The organism is Spongiactinospora sp. 9N601 (genome assembly GCF_044326295.1).
Taxonomy (GTDB): Bacteria; Actinomycetota; Actinomycetes; order Streptosporangiales; family Streptosporangiaceae; genus Spongiactinospora; species Spongiactinospora gelatinilytica.
The window spans coordinates 22,019-35,911 of sequence record NZ_JBIRBB010000030.1; the positions used below are offsets into that span (position 1 = coordinate 22,019).

Consider the following 13,893-nt stretch of genomic DNA (forward strand, 5'->3'; position numbering starts at 1 on the left):
TCACCTCCGTTCCAACGTCGTACGCGCGCGCGGCTCCCCCGCGCCGCCGTACCGTCCCCGATCCGGCAAGGAGGCCGCTTCAGCATGCCCGCGAACAGGCTCACCCCAGACATACGGGAGGGTGACGACCCCGGCGACGTACTCGCCGCCGAGCGGCAGCACCTGACCGTCTCCCGCGCGGCGTTGCGCACGATGCGCGAACACGCCCGGTCGCTGTCCGCCGACGCGGCGGGCGACTGGGTATCCCAGCAGATCCTCCAGGCCCTGCTGGACGAGCGGGTGGAGGCGCTGGCCGACCACCCCGACGCGCCGCTCTTCTTCGGCCGCCTGGACCGCTCGGCCGACGACGACCTGCCCGGCACGATCTACGTCGGCCGCCGGCACATCCACGACGAGAGCAGCCGCCCGCTCGTCATCGACTGGCGCGCCCCGGTCTCCCGGGCCTTCTACCAGGCCAGCCCGGCCCAGCCGATGGACATCACGCGCCGCCGCAGGTTCGGCTACCACGGCGGTACGCTGACCGCCTTCGAGGACGAGCACCTCGAAGGCGGCGACGGCGACGCGCCCGCCGCCTCCCGCATCCTCACCGAGGAGATCGAGCGCCCGCGCACCGGCCCGATGCGCGACATCGTCGCCACCATCCAGCCCGACCAGGACGACATCGTCCGTGCCGACCTGGGCCTGACCGTGTGCGTGCAGGGCGCGCCGGGCACCGGCAAGACCGCCGTGGGGCTGCACCGGGCCGCGTACCTGCTGTTCACCCACCGGGAGAAGCTGGCCCGCTCCGGCGTCATGATCGTCGGCCCGAACCGCGCGTTCCTGTCCTACATCTCCTCGGTGCTCCCCGCGCTGGGCGAGGTCAAGGTGGAACAGACCACCATCGCCGGCATCGTCGGCCAGCACGCGGCCCCCGAAGACCCGGCGGTGGCCACGCTCAAGGGCGACCCCCGGATGGCCGCGATCCTGAAGCGCGCGCTGTGGCTGCACGTCACCAAGCCCACCGAGGGCGTCCTCTACACCCGCGGGGCGAGCCGCTTCCGGGTCGCCGACCACGAGGTACGCGAGATCGTCGCCTCGCTGCGCGGCACCACCCGGTACGGCCCCGGCCGCGCCGCCCTCGCGCAACGGCTGGCGCACGCCGTGCTGGTGCGGATGGAACAGCGCGGCGAGTCGCCGGACGACCGAGTCCAGGACGCGGTCGCCCGCTCCAAGCCGGTCAAGCAGATCCTTGACGCCGTGTGGCCGAAGGTGACGCCCGAGCAGGTTCTGTTCCGCCTGCTGAGCGACGCCGAGTTCCTGGCCGGATCCGCCAGATCCGACCTCGAACCGGCCGAGCGCGAGCTGCTGACCTGGGCCAAGCCGCCGCGGTCGCACAGGTCGGCCAAATGGACGGCGGCCGACGCGGCGCTGCTGGACGAGCTGGCCGACCTCATCGAGCGCACGCCGTCCATCGGCCACGTCGTGGTGGACGAGGCGCAAGACCTCTCGCCCATGCAGTTGCGCGCGCTCGGACGGCGCTGCCGTACCGGGTCGGCGACCGTGCTCGGCGACCTCGCCCAGGGCACCACGCCGTGGTCGACCCGCTCGTGGCACGCGGTGCTCACCCACCTGGGCCGCGACTCCGGCGAGGTGACCGAGCTGACGCTCGGCTTCCGGGTGCCCAGGGAGGTCCTGGACTTCGCCGCGAGGCTGCTCCCCGAGGTGGCCCCTGAGCTGGCCGTCCCGCGTTCGCTGCGGCCCGGCGCGGGCTCCCTTTCGGTACGGCGGGCCGCCGCCGACGCCCTGCCCGGCGCGGTCGAGACCGCGGTCCGGCAAGCGCTCGGCCGCGAGGGATCGATCGGCGTGATCGCCCCTGACGCCGCCGTCGCCGCCCTGTCGGCCGCGCTCGGCACGGCCGGCCTGGAGCACGGCGTCCTCGGCCCCGACTCCACGGGCGAGCACCGCCTGCTGATGGTCCCGGCGACGCTGGCCAAGGGCCTTGAGTACGACCATGTGATCGTCGTGGAACCGGCCGACATCGTGGCCGCCGAACCTCGCGGCCTGGCCCGCCTGTACGTGGTGCTGACCCGTGCGGTCACCACGCTGACCGTCGTACACGCCCATGAGCTACCGGCCGCCCTCGTCGACGGGTCGCCGTCGGTTTCGTAGTAGTTTTTCGGTTTATGGGGGAATTTGGGGTAGAAGTTCGGTTCGGCACTCTGGCGGACATCGCGCCGGTGCTGGACTTCTGGCGCGAGGCGGCGGAGGACACCGACCGGCACGATTCCGCCGATCAGGTGACCGCGCTGATCCGGCACGACCCCGAGGCGCTGCTCCTCGCCGAGCTGGACGGGGAGCTGGTCGGCACGCTGATCGCGGGCTGGGACGGCTGGCGCGCGCACTTCTACCGCCTGGCCGTACATCCCGATCACCGGCGCAAGCGGATCGCGACGACGCTGCTGGCCGCCGCGGAGGCGCGGTTCATCCGGTTCGGCGCGTTCCGCGCCGACGCGATGGTGCTCCAGGACAATGCCCTCGCGCACCACGCCTGGAACGCCGCGGGCTACACCCGCCAGCCGCAGTGGCGGCGCTGGGTCAAGCCGCTCCCCCGATGACCCCGGCCCCACCGCCGCGCGCGGCGGCCGTCCGGAAATGAGCCGGCGGGGGCTGTGGAACGAGTTCTACCGGCCGTCGTTCCCCATGCCCCCGCCTATCACGGTCCCGGGCCCTGTCGTGGTCCCGGGGCCTGTTACGGTCGCGGACCGTTGATCAGCCGGCGACCGGGAGGTCGACCTCTGCCGGCACCGGGGCCGGGGCCGCCTCCTCGACCTTGTCCCGCCGCACCACGTCGGAGACGTCGGCCGGCTTGATCGCGTCGCCCTCCTGGGCCCGGTCCACGGCGCTGCCGTCCTCGTGGGCGCCCTGGTCGCCGTGGTCGCCGTTGTCGGCGCTCTGGTCGATGGAGCCGGCGTCCTCGCCCGTGCCGCCGCACGCGACAGAGGCGACGTCCACCGTCTGGGACTTGCCCTCGCTGACCGGGACGGTCACCGCCATGCCGGTGACGTTCAGCCGGCCGTCAGCCCCCCGGACCTGCTTGTTCAGCGTGACCGAAGCGGTGCCGGCCTTGCCGAGGTCCACCGGGATGGTGGTGTTGGGCGCGGGGTTCGCCTCGATGGGGCGGTCCCCGATACGGGCGCCGGCCAGGGTGGTGACCCCTTCGCCGCCCGCGCACGTGGACTTGATGGCGTCCGCGGTGATCCGCTTCTCCAGCGTGCGGATGTGCGCCGCGCTGGCCTCGGAGCGGGACTCGTCCGCCGTGGCCAGCAGGCCGGTGGCGGTGATGAGCTGGTCTTCGTGGCTGCCCAGCGCGACCCTGCGGGCCGCCTGGCCCTGCGGCGACTCGACCTTCGGAATCGGGTTGATGTGCACCGGCCCGTTCGCCGAGAGCACGTGGGCGGTGGACGGCGAGTCGGTACTCGCCTGTGAGGCCGACGCGGCGGCGCTCACCAGCGTCGAGGCGGCGGCGATGGCGAGTGCCGCAGCCCCGACGAGGTGTCTGCTGAGACCCATTTTCCCCCCTGTGGGTGACAGATTTCGAATGCGGCCAGGCGTGGTGCTCCGGCGGACGCCTAGCGCGTGATGATGACGACGGTGCCGAGCGGTACCCGCGACAGCGCTTCGAGCGCGCTGTCGGGCGCTCGGATGCACCCGTGACTGACGGCCCTGCCGAAGACCGACTTGTCGGGCCAGCCATGGAACGCAACGGTCCCCGGCCCGCCACCGTAGGAATCCAGCGTTGCGGAATGCGTTCCCGTGGGCATGACAGTCGAGCCGGACTCTCCCTGCCCGCGCAGCAACGCGAGCACGAAGGTCCGCCCCAGCGGAGTGGGCGTCTTGGGAGCGCCCACTCCGACGGTCCACCGGCCGATCGCCCGCCCGGACCTGTAGACCGTCAGACGCCGCGCCGCCCTTTCGACCCTGACCAGGTAGGGCGTCCGAGCGACCCGAAGGCCGCCCCCCGCCCCGGAGATCCACCCTGTCGCGCGGTTGGGACGCGAAGGAAGAAGGACCTTGAGCCATCCTGGCCTGGTCTGGACGACGGGCACCCACGTCGGGTTGCCGAGCTGCAGACTCGGCAACACCGCGACGGGCGGACCGCCGGGACGCGCGTGGACCGGCCGATCGCCGACCGGATGAACCACCACGCCCGTCCCCTCCGAAAGCGGCGCGGTGTCCCGCGCCACCCCGCCCAGCGCCGTGAACGTGGTCGCCTGCGGCAGGAAGGTCATCCCCGCCTCAGGCGACACGCTCGAACCCGCCGCGAACATCATGAGCACGGCCACGATGGAGATGCCGCCGTACGGTCTCCTCCTCGCCGCTCGCTGGCTCATGAAAGCTCCCCTGCTGGCTGTCCGACCCGGGGGACACTATCGAGGCCCCGATCGGCCGATCAGCCGCACGGACAAGTGCAGACCCAGGGTTTACGGGCCGCTGGCACACGCCCCCTCGGCCCTGCCCGCCGCAGAACCGGCCTTGTCCCGCCCGCGAGCCGCCGTTCGAGGCCACGGAACGAGCCGCCGGAACGCGAAGAGGGCGGCCCCCGATGGGAGCCGCCCTCTTTGTGTCGCTGTGGTGACGTGGTGACGCGGACTCAGAAGTCCATGTCGCCGCCGCCGCCCGGCATCGCCGGAGCCTTCTCCTTCTCCGGCTTCTCGGCGATGACGGCCTCGGTCGTCAGGAACAGCGCCGCGATCGACGCCGCGTTCTGCAGCGCCGAACGGGTCACCTTCGCCGGGTCCAGAATGCCCGCCTGGAACATGTTGACGTACTCGCCCGTCGCCGCGTTCAGGCCCTCACCCGGGGTCAGGTTGCGCACCTTCTCCACGACCACGCCGCCCTCAAGCCCCGCGTTCACCGCGATCTGCTTCAGCGGCTCCTCCAGCGACTTGCGCACGATCGCCGCGCCGGTCGCCTCATCGCCCGACAGCTCCAGCTTGTCGAACGCCTTGGTGCCCGCCTGCAGCAGCGCCACACCACCGCCGGGCACGATGCCCTCCTCCACGGCCGCCTTGGCGTTGCGGACCGCGTCCTCGATGCGGTGCTTGCGCTCCTTCAGCTCCACCTCGGTCGCCGCACCGGCCTTGATCACCGCAACGCCGCCGGCCAGCTTGGCCAGCCGCTCCTGCAGCTTCTCCCGGTCGTAGTCCGAATCGGTGTTGTCGATCTCGGCCCGGATCTGGTTCACCCGGCCGGCGATCTGCTCGGCATCCCCGGCGCCGTCCACGATCGTGGTCTCGTCCTTGGTCACCACGATCTTCCGCGCCCGGCCCAGCAGGTCCAGGCCCGCCGTCTCCAGCTTCAGGCCCAGCTCCTCGGAGACCACCTGGCCACCGGTCAGCGTGGCGATGTCGCCCAGCATGGCCTTACGACGGTCACCGAAGCCCGGCGCCTTGACCGCGACGGAGCGGAACAGGCCACGGATCTTGTTGACCACGAGGGTGGCCAGGGCCTCGCCCTCGATGTCCTCGGCGATGATGACCAGCGGCTTGCCGGCCTGCACGACCTTGTCGAGCAGCGGCAGCAGGTCCTTGTTGGCCGAGATCTTGGAGTTGACGATGAGGATGTAGGCGTCCTCGAAGACCGCCTCCATGCGCTCGGGGTCGGTCACGAAGTAGCCCGAGACGTAGCCCTTGTCGAAGCGCATGCCCTCGGTGAGCTCCAGCTCCAGCCCGAAGGTGTTGCTCTCCTCGACGGTGATGACGCCTTCCTTGCCGACCTTGTCCATCGCCTCGGCGATGAGCGAGCCGATCTCAGGGTCGGCGGCGGAGATGGACGCGGTGGAGGCGATCTGCTCCTTGGTCTCCACGTCCTTGGCCAGCTTGGACAGCTCCTCGCTGACCCGCTCCACGGCCGCCTCGATGCCCTTCTTCAGGGCCATCGGGTTGGCGCCCGCCGCCACGTTGCGCAGTCCTTCGCGGACCAGCGCCTGGGCGAGCACGGTGGCCGTGGTGGTGCCGTCACCCGCGACGTCGTCGGTCTTCTTGGCGACCTCCTTGACGAGCTCGGCCCCGATCTTCTCCCACGGGTCCTCCAGCTCGATCTCCTTGGCGATCGACACACCGTCGTTGGTGATCGTGGGGGCGCCCCACTTCTTCTCCAGCACGACGTTGCGGCCCTTGGGCCCAAGGGTCACCTTCACGGCGTCGGCGAGCTGGTTCATACCGCGCTCGAGACCGCGCCGGGCGTCCTCGTCAAACGCGATCATCTTGGCTGCCATAAGGCTAGACCTCCCAGATACAGGGTGGCTTGCAGCGGATCGAGCCGACGCCCGCGACGGCATGTGGACCCGCTTCCGCACGACACCGGACGTCGTGGTCGGCGAGGCCCCATCGCCTCGATCCCGGTTTGTCACTCTCGACAGGAGAGTGCCAACGAACTGTTTAGCACTCTACCCCGGGGAGTGCAAGCGTGAACCCTTGTGACCTGCTGACCTGCCGATCTCTCACCCCTCCTGGGGCGCCCGCGCGCGTCGCCCGCAACGCTGATCCGCCGGTGGCCTGGTGAGGGTCACCGGCCACCGGCGGATCTGGATACGGCGTGTGTTTGTGTGATTGTGCAGTTTTTGCGGTAAGGAAAGGGACCGAACTGCGGAAAGGGGAAGGCCCGGTCCCTTCGGGTGGGCCGGCGGCATCCGGCGGAACCGCGCGGACTGCGCTGCCGCACGCTTTCCGGACACACCGGCCCACCAGACGTTCCACGTGTGGATGACCCGCCTCACCTGCCCGGCGGCTCGGGGTCACCCTCGACGCCGACGGGCCGGCTATGCGGCTCAGACCGTCCGGACGGACTCAGCCTGGGGCCCCTTCTGCCCCTGGGTGATCTCGAACTCCACCCGCTGGCCCTGCTCCAACGAACGGTAACCGTCCATCATGATTGCCGAGTAATGGACAAACACATCCTTACCACCGTCTACCGCGATGAAGCCGTAGCCCTTGTCCGCGTTGAACCACTTGACGGTGCCCTGCGCCACTTTCCGACTCCTCTTGCTGGGCTCCGGGCCGCACCCATTCCTCTGCGCGGCCCGCGATCTCCGAGGCGGAGATAGAGCCGGAAGTGTGGAACTCCCGGATAGTTGGGAGACCAACTTCTTACTCGTACTCGGCTACGTCGATCGAACTCGACCATACCTGTGGGACGGCATTGAGCAACAGAGTCAGGGCGCAAACTCACTCTTGACGTTCGCTCATAGCTTGTTGAGAGACTTTTCTTCCATCGAATCTATGGTTAAATCTTGCACCATTACCTATGACGGGAATGGAACAGTGCCCGCTTAGCCGCCCGTCTTGGGGCGCCCCGGGCACAGACTTCCAGGGCCATAACCCCATTCCCTCCACGGACTGCGACGCTTCCCGCACAACCCGCACACAGCACCCCAACCCCCTCGCCCCGTTATGGGCCCCCACCCGATGTAATGAAGTGGTTGGAGTTCTGTAACCACCGCCTCCCCGCCGGGGCCTCTCCTAGCAGGTGGGAGCGCTTCCGGGGGGCGGGAGCGGCCGTCGTACGGACATCCGAACACCCCAAACGCGAATGACCCTCACCTCTGACGCGGTGCGGAAATAGCGGTACGCAAACACACGAATACCCATCAGTCACACTCGGGTCTGACAGGTGAGTCAGGGCTGACCGACCGGGGTGTCGGCCAATAGGGCCGGTAAGCCCTCATGTCACAAGTCCGCCCCCGGCACCGGCCGCCCCGGGGGCCGCAATCCGGCGCGGCGACCGGTGGGCGGAAGCCCGGCACAGGCCCTGGCGGGAATGGCGGCGAGGGAACGCCGAATACGGCACCGGCGGGAGGTGAAGGCGTGCCAGTCAAGCGCCGACATCCGTAATAGTGCCGATTACCGAGGCACGGCTATCACGTGCCAGGCGGGCTTTTAGCCGAGCTCACCGCCTGTCCTGAGGCTTGCGGGGGGCGCGGATGGGCCGCTGTGCCGGCGGTGGAACGCGGGCATGGCGGAGCTGGTCCCATACCGGGACGACATACTCGGCAGACGGCACACATCCGACGCGGCCACGAAGAATGATCTACCCGCCGCCCCGTCGATCAACCCGCCCCCACCACATACCGCGTACCCCCTACACGGTCCCGGCCCCCCGCCAGCGCCCGCCGGCGCGGGCACCGTGCGTCAAAGGAGCAGGCGGCCGAAGCAAGGCCAGACACGCACGCAGAAGCGGATGGCCCGGGACCTAGGGCCGAGTGTGCACACGCGGGAGCGGATGCCCCCAGGCCAGACCGGACGCAAATGCGCCCCGCCCAGCAGGCTCCCAGCACAGGCCGCCACCGCAAGGCCCCACCTCAGCAGGCCCCCGGCTCGGGCCGCTGTAAGGGCCGCACTCAGCAGGCCGCCACCGGCAAGGGCCGGAGGCGCATACGGCCCGCCTTAGCGGGCTCCTGGCGGGGGTCGTCGTCGCGGTCGGCCCGGTGGTGCCGTGATGGTGGGGGGCTCCGGGCGCCGGGCGATCATGCCGGTTCGGTATCGGGGCGAGCGACGCCGTACCGCCGTACTCGCTCGCTCCCGTCCAGGACACCGAAATGTACCGCTGGGGACACCCTCAGCGGGCGCCTCCCGCGACCGCCGGGATGACGGAGACCTGAACGCCTTCAGGCGTCGCCGTGTCGAGGCCATCCGAAAAACGGACGTCCTCATCCCCCACATACACGTTCACAAAACGCCGGATCTTTCCGGATTCGTCCAGGATGCGGGCCCCGATGCCCGGATAGTCCGCGTCCAGCTTCTGGAAGACCTCGCGCAGCGTCGCGCCCTCCCCGCCGACCTCCGCCGCACCATCGGTGTATGTGCGCAAAATCGTCGGAATACGCACAGAAACGCTCATTTTCAGCTCACTTTCGTCAGATATGCGGTTCACTCGGCAACGGTCGCGCGGAAGGCGTCGAGGGACGGGCGGATCACCGCCGAGGGACGCGCGTGGTCCGCGACCGCGTCGAGGGTCTTCAGGCCGTCGCCGGTGTTGAGGACCACGGTCTCGGCCTCGAGGTCGAGGCGGCCCTCGCGGACCAGCTTGGTCAGGACCCCGACGGTCACGCCGCCCGCAGTCTCGGCGAAGATGCCCTCGGTGCGGGCCAGCAGCCGGATCGCGTCCACGATCTGGTCGTCGGTGACATCTTCCACCACCCCGCCGGTACGGCGGACGATGTCCAGCACGTACGGCGCGTCCGCCGGGTTGCCGATGGCCAGCGACTTGGCGATGGTGTTCGGCTTGACGGGCTTGATCACGTCATGCCCGGCGCGGAACGCCGTCGCCACCGGCGCGCACCCCGCCGCCTGCGCCCCGATGACCTTGTAGGGCCGGTCCTCGACCAGGCCCAGCTTGATCAGTTCGGCGAAGCCCTTGTCGATCTTGGTGAGCTGCGAGCCGGACGCGATCGGGATCACGATCTGCTCGGGCAGCCGCCATCCGAGCTGCTCGGCGATCTCGTAGGCGAGGGTCTTGGAGCCCTCCGCGTAGTAGGGCCGCAGGTTGACGTTGACGAACCCCCACTTGTCGCCCAGCGGGTCGCCGATCAGCTCCGAGCAGAACCGGTTGACCTCGTCGTAGGTGCCCTCGATGCCGACGAGCCTGCCGCCGTACACCGACCCCATGACCACCTTGGCCTGCTCCAGGTCGGCGGGGATGAACACGCAGGCGTCGAGCCCGGCCCGCGCCGCCGCCGCCGTGACCGCGCCCGCGAGGTTGCCCGTCGAGGAGCAGGACAGGGTGTGGAAGCCGAAGTTGCGGGCGGCCTCGACGGCGATGGCCACCACACGGTCCTTGAAGGAGTGGGTGGGATTGCCCGAGTCGTCCTTGATGTGCAGCGAGCGCAGGCCCAGCTCGGCGGCCAGCCGGTCGGCCCGCACCAGCTTGGTCCAGCCGGGGGCCAGGTTGGGCTTGTCCGCCACGTCGGCCGGTACCGGGAGCAGCGCGCGGTACCGCCATACGTTGGCCGGCCCCGCCGCGATCTCCTCGCGCGTGACCGGCCCGAACTCGTAGGCGACCTCCAGAGGGCCGAAACACTCGATACAGGCGAAGTCAGGGCCGAGGTCGTAACGGGTGCCGCACTCGCGGCAGGAGAGGGCGACGGCGGCGCCGAAGTCGGTGGTGGCGGGCTTGTCGTGTGTCGCGAGCGCCATGGAAGCGAGGCCTTTCCCTCATCTTCGCCTGCGACCGCCTTGATCACAGGCCGGATTTGGCACCTGTCCCGGCCGGCCTCTCGCCATGTCGCGAGCGCTGATCACCGGGAAGGTTGCCGGGGCTTCGCAGGGCCGGTCCCTCCACCCCTCTGGATGAGCAATATGAAGTTGTGAAGTCTGGCGAGCCTGACGCACAGGCTCGCTCGCACTCTACCCGGCAATCGGACATCCGTGACGAGCCATCTCAACATTCAAGACGGCAACCGTCCAGAGATCGGTCCGGATCAGCCTCCGTAGGCGTCGCCCAGAGCCGCCTGCACGAACTTGCGCGCCTGGTGGATGCGTGACTTGGCCGTGCCGAGCGGGATCTGGAGCTGCTCTGCCACCTCCGCGTAGTCGAGCTGGCAGATGTCACGTAACACCAGCGCCTGCGCGAGGTCCGGCTTGTCGGCCTCCAGCGCCTCCATCGCGTCGAGCAGGTCGAGCCGCGACCCCGCGATCACGCTCACCCTGCGGACGTCGGGCCGCTGCATGGGCAGCTCGTCCGAACTCTGCTCGGCCGCCCGGCGCTTGAGCGTGCGGTACGTCGTGCGCGCGCAGTTGGCCGTCACGATGTGCAGCCAGGTGCTGAACCGTGCCCGCCCCTCGAACCGGCCGATGTTGCGGGCCACGGCGAGCAGGGTGTCCTGGCACGCCTCCTCGGCGTCGTGGTGGTAGGGAAGGATGCGGCCACAGTGCCGCAGCACGTCGGGCTCGATCCGCCGCAGCAGCTCGCCGAGTGCCCGGTGGTCACCCTGCGCGGCGGCGCGGGCCAGTTGCTCGGTCGTCTCGTCCAGCGCCATTCGGGTCCCCATCAGCCGTGAGTCCTGGACATCCTATGGTCAGGGATCAGGGTTGGTTAACCTTCCCGCAAGCGTCCCACGGCGAAGGAACGGTGGTCTAACGTTGAACGCTGTCCTGGTGGCCTCCAACCGCGGCCCGGTCTCCTTCACCCTCTCCGAGGGCGGCGAGCTGACCATGCGCAGGGGCGGTGGCGGCCTGGTCTCCGGCCTGTCCGGCGTGGTCAAGCAGATGGACGTGCTGTGGGTGTGCGCGGCGCTGTCCGACGGCGACCGCTCCGCCGTACGACTGGCCCCCGGCGGACGCCTGGACCACGCCGGATACGACACCGGCCCGCTGCGCATGCTGGACATCCCGCCCGCGACCTTCCACCGGGCCTACAACGCGGTCGCCAACTCGACCCTGTGGTTCGTCAACCACCTGCTCTACGACACGCCCAACGCGCCGCACTTCGACGGCAGGTTCCGCCGCGAGTGGGAGTCGTACCAGTCCTACAACGCGGCGTTCGCGCTGGCGCTCGCCGAGCAGGCCGGGCCGGGCGCGCGGGTGATGATCCAGGACTACCACCTCACGCTGGCCCCGGCGATGCTCCGCGGCGAACGGCCCGACGTGCGGATCGCGCACTTCTCGCACACGCCGTGGGCCCCGCCGGAGTACTTCACTCTGCTGCCCGACGACGTGGGCATCGAGGTGCTGTCCGGCATCCTGGGGGCCGACCACGCCGGGTTCCTCACCGAACGGTGGGCGGCGGCGTTCATGGACTGCTGCGAGGTCGTGCTCGGCGCCCGGGTCGATCGCGCCCGACGTACCGTCACCCACGGGGGCCGGACGACCAGGATCGGCGTCCACGGGCTCGGCGTGGACGGCGAGGCCCTGTGGGCGCGGGCGCTGGAACCGGACGTCGAGTCGCACATGGCCGCGCTGCGGCAGCGGGTCGGCGGCCGGCGGCTGATCGTCCGGATCGACCGTACCGAGCTGTCCAAGAACATCGTGCGCGGCCTGCTGTCCTACCGGGAGTTCCTGGCGCAGCACCCGGAGTGGCACGGCCGGGTCGTCCATCTGGCCTTCGCCTACCCGTCGCGGCACGACCTGCCGGAGTACCGGGAGTACACCGCGGCGGTGCAGCGCTGCGCCAAGGAGATCGAGGACGACTACGCCACCGAGGACTGGGACCCGCTGATCCTCAACGTCCACGACGACTACCCGCGCTCGCTGGCCGCCTACCGGATGGCCGACGTGCTGCTGGTCAACCCCATCCGCGACGGGATGAACCTGGTGGCCAAGGAGGGCCCGATCCTGTCACCGCGCTCGGCGCTGGTGCTCTCCCGCGAGGCCGGCGCGGCGGCCGAGCTGGGCCGGGACGCGATCCTGGTCAACCCCTACGACGTCTCCGGCACCGCACGGGCCCTGCACCAGGCCCTGACGATGCCGGAGGAGGAGCGCACGCGCAGAGGCGAACGGCTGCGCGACGCGGCGACCGCGCTGCCGCCCGCCGCGTGGTTCAGTCAGCAGCTCGACGCCCTGGGCGGCTGACCGCCCCGGCCAGCGCCCGCAGCAGCGCCACCACGCCGTCCGGGCCGTCCACGATGATGTCGGCGCGCTCGCTCAGCGCGGTCACCTCGGCCGAGCCGCTGCACACGGTCACGCCGGGCAGGCCGGACTGGCGTACCGCGTCGAAGGCGGCCAGGTCGCCCAGGTCGTCGCCGACGTACATCACCGAGCGGGCGGACCGCTCGGCCAGGAAGGCGGACAGCGCGTCGCCCTTGTCCGTGCCGGGGGGCCGCAGCTCCAGGACCAGGCGCCCCGGCTCGACGATCAGGTCGTGCCGGGCGGCGAGCGCGGTGAGCGGCTCGGTCAGCGCCGCGAACGCGGCGGCCGGGTCGGCGGTCCGGCGCGTGTGGACGGCCAGCGCCCTGCCCTTGTCCTCGACCCACGCGTCCGGCACCCCGGCCGCGGCCAGGACCTGGGGCAGCGCGGCACGGGCCGCGGCCACGCCCGCCGGGGGCGGCGGGGAGGTCAGCTCTCCGGCCTCCCAGCGCTCCACGCCGTACTGCCCGAGCACCACCAGCCCCGGCACGTCGGCCAGCGCGGCGTCCGCGCCGCCGCCGTACTCGATCGCCGAGGCCGCCGGGCGACCGGTAAGGATCAGGACCGTCCCGACGGCCGCGCCCAGCGCGGCCAGCACGCCGGGGGCGGCGGGATGCACGCGGGCGGCGGTGGGATCGGCCACGATCGGCGACAGTGTGCCGTCGAAGTCGAGCCCGATGACCGCGCCGGACGGATCGGCCACGATCTTGTCGAGCCCCACCGACCCCGCGGCCGTGCGCGGCCACGGCAGCTCCGCGGGGGTGGCCTCAGCAGGTTGGTCGCTCATCCGCTTCCCTTACCCTGACCGTCACGGACGCATGCCGAGCCGGCGGGCGGCCCGCTCGCGCTGCCTGGCGGCGCGCAACCGGCGCAGCCGCTTGATCAGCATCGGGTCGTGGGCCAGCGCCTCCTGGCGCTCGACCAGCTCGCCGAGCAACTGGTAGTAGCGGGTGGCGGAGAATCCGAACGCCTCGCGGATCGCCTGCTCCTTGGCGCCCGCGTAGCGCCACCACTGGCGCTCGAACGCGAGAATCTCGCGGTCGCGTTCGGTGAGACCGCCGGTCGTCTGCGCGGGAGCTTCTTCGGGGGCGTCATCGGGGGCGTCACTGTCACCGTCCACCGGCGCGGTGTCCATGCTGTCCTCCTCGGTCGGGCCCGCGACGGTCACGTCACGAGCGCGCGGCCCGGAGCCATCGTAGTAGGCAATTTGCGGGCCTTCATGTCGGTTGTGCAGACTTGGTGGGCGCAGCCGTGGGCAAGAGGCCGGGCGGGGCCCGGTAATGCCCGCGCCAAA

The 13,893-nt window shown here is 70.7% G+C and carries 12 protein-coding genes and 1 riboswitch; of the genes, 3 read left to right on the forward strand and 9 right to left on the reverse strand.

Annotation, left to right across the window (positions count from 1 at the left end):
• Positions 1–84 precede the first annotated feature (84 nt).
• Both ACH34R_RS41810 and ACH34R_RS41815 read left to right on the forward strand, forming a co-directional pair.
• Positions 85–2,148 (forward strand): HelD family protein, encoded by a 2,064-nt coding sequence (locus ACH34R_RS41810; RefSeq protein WP_397567169.1) that lies wholly within the window; start codon positions 85–87, stop codon positions 2,146–2,148.
• A gap of 14 nt (positions 2,149–2,162) precedes the next feature.
• On the forward strand, positions 2,163–2,594 hold the full coding sequence (locus tag ACH34R_RS41815; RefSeq protein ID WP_397567170.1) for a GNAT family N-acetyltransferase: 432 nt from the start codon (positions 2,163–2,165) through the stop codon (positions 2,592–2,594).
• Between the two features lie 154 nt (positions 2,595–2,748).
• Here the strand turns inward: ACH34R_RS41815 and ACH34R_RS41820 are convergent, their stop codons facing one another.
• From ACH34R_RS41820 to ACH34R_RS41850, 7 genes are all read right to left on the reverse strand, one after another.
• A complete protein-coding gene (locus ACH34R_RS41820; RefSeq protein WP_397567171.1) occupies positions 2,749–3,549 on the reverse strand; it encodes a choice-of-anchor P family protein in 801 nt (266 codons plus the stop codon).
• Between the two features lie 59 nt (positions 3,550–3,608).
• On the reverse strand, positions 3,609–4,370 hold the full coding sequence (locus ACH34R_RS41825; protein ID WP_397567172.1) for a L,D-transpeptidase: 762 nt from the start codon (positions 4,368–4,370) through the stop codon (positions 3,609–3,611).
• Between the two features lie 260 nt (positions 4,371–4,630).
• The gene (gene groL / locus ACH34R_RS41830) at positions 4,631–6,256 is read right to left on the reverse strand and encodes a chaperonin GroEL (protein WP_111169567.1); all 1,626 of its coding nucleotides are present in this window, start codon (positions 6,254–6,256) and stop codon (positions 4,631–4,633) included.
• 552 nt (positions 6,257–6,808) lie between these two features.
• Positions 6,809–7,009, reverse strand: a complete 201-nt coding sequence (locus tag ACH34R_RS41835; RefSeq protein WP_106250594.1) for a cold-shock protein — start codon at positions 7,007–7,009, stop codon at positions 6,809–6,811.
• A 1,586-nt stretch (positions 7,010–8,595) separates the two neighbouring features.
• Positions 8,596–8,877 (reverse strand): MoaD/ThiS family protein, encoded by a 282-nt coding sequence (locus ACH34R_RS41840; protein ID WP_397567173.1) that lies wholly within the window; start codon positions 8,875–8,877, stop codon positions 8,596–8,598.
• A gap of 29 nt (positions 8,878–8,906) precedes the next feature.
• The gene (gene thrC / locus ACH34R_RS41845) at positions 8,907–10,172 is read right to left on the reverse strand and encodes a threonine synthase (RefSeq protein ID WP_397567174.1); all 1,266 of its coding nucleotides are present in this window, start codon (positions 10,170–10,172) and stop codon (positions 8,907–8,909) included.
• Positions 10,173–10,187: 15 nt separating this feature from the next.
• A riboswitch (SAM riboswitch) is annotated at positions 10,188–10,332 on the reverse strand.
• Between the two features lie 124 nt (positions 10,333–10,456).
• A complete protein-coding gene (locus ACH34R_RS41850; protein ID WP_397567195.1) occupies positions 10,457–11,014 on the reverse strand; it encodes an RNA polymerase sigma factor in 558 nt (185 codons plus the stop codon).
• A gap of 103 nt (positions 11,015–11,117) precedes the next feature.
• Between ACH34R_RS41850 and ACH34R_RS41855 the strand changes: the two genes are divergently transcribed.
• Positions 11,118–12,545, forward strand: a complete 1,428-nt coding sequence (locus tag ACH34R_RS41855) for a trehalose-6-phosphate synthase (RefSeq protein ID WP_397567175.1) — start codon at positions 11,118–11,120, stop codon at positions 12,543–12,545.
• Here the strand turns inward: ACH34R_RS41855 and otsB are convergent.
• Both otsB and ACH34R_RS41865 read right to left on the reverse strand, forming a co-directional pair.
• Positions 12,514–13,386 carry a trehalose-phosphatase gene (gene otsB / locus ACH34R_RS41860; protein WP_397567176.1) on the reverse strand — a complete coding sequence of 291 codons (873 nt, stop codon included), beginning with the start codon at positions 13,384–13,386 and terminating at the stop codon, positions 12,514–12,516. The genes ACH34R_RS41855 and otsB overlap by 32 nt on opposite strands.
• A gap of 21 nt (positions 13,387–13,407) precedes the next feature.
• On the reverse strand, positions 13,408–13,734 hold the full coding sequence (locus tag ACH34R_RS41865) for a DUF3263 domain-containing protein (RefSeq protein WP_111168664.1): 327 nt from the start codon (positions 13,732–13,734) through the stop codon (positions 13,408–13,410).
• Positions 13,735–13,893 lie beyond the last annotated feature (159 nt).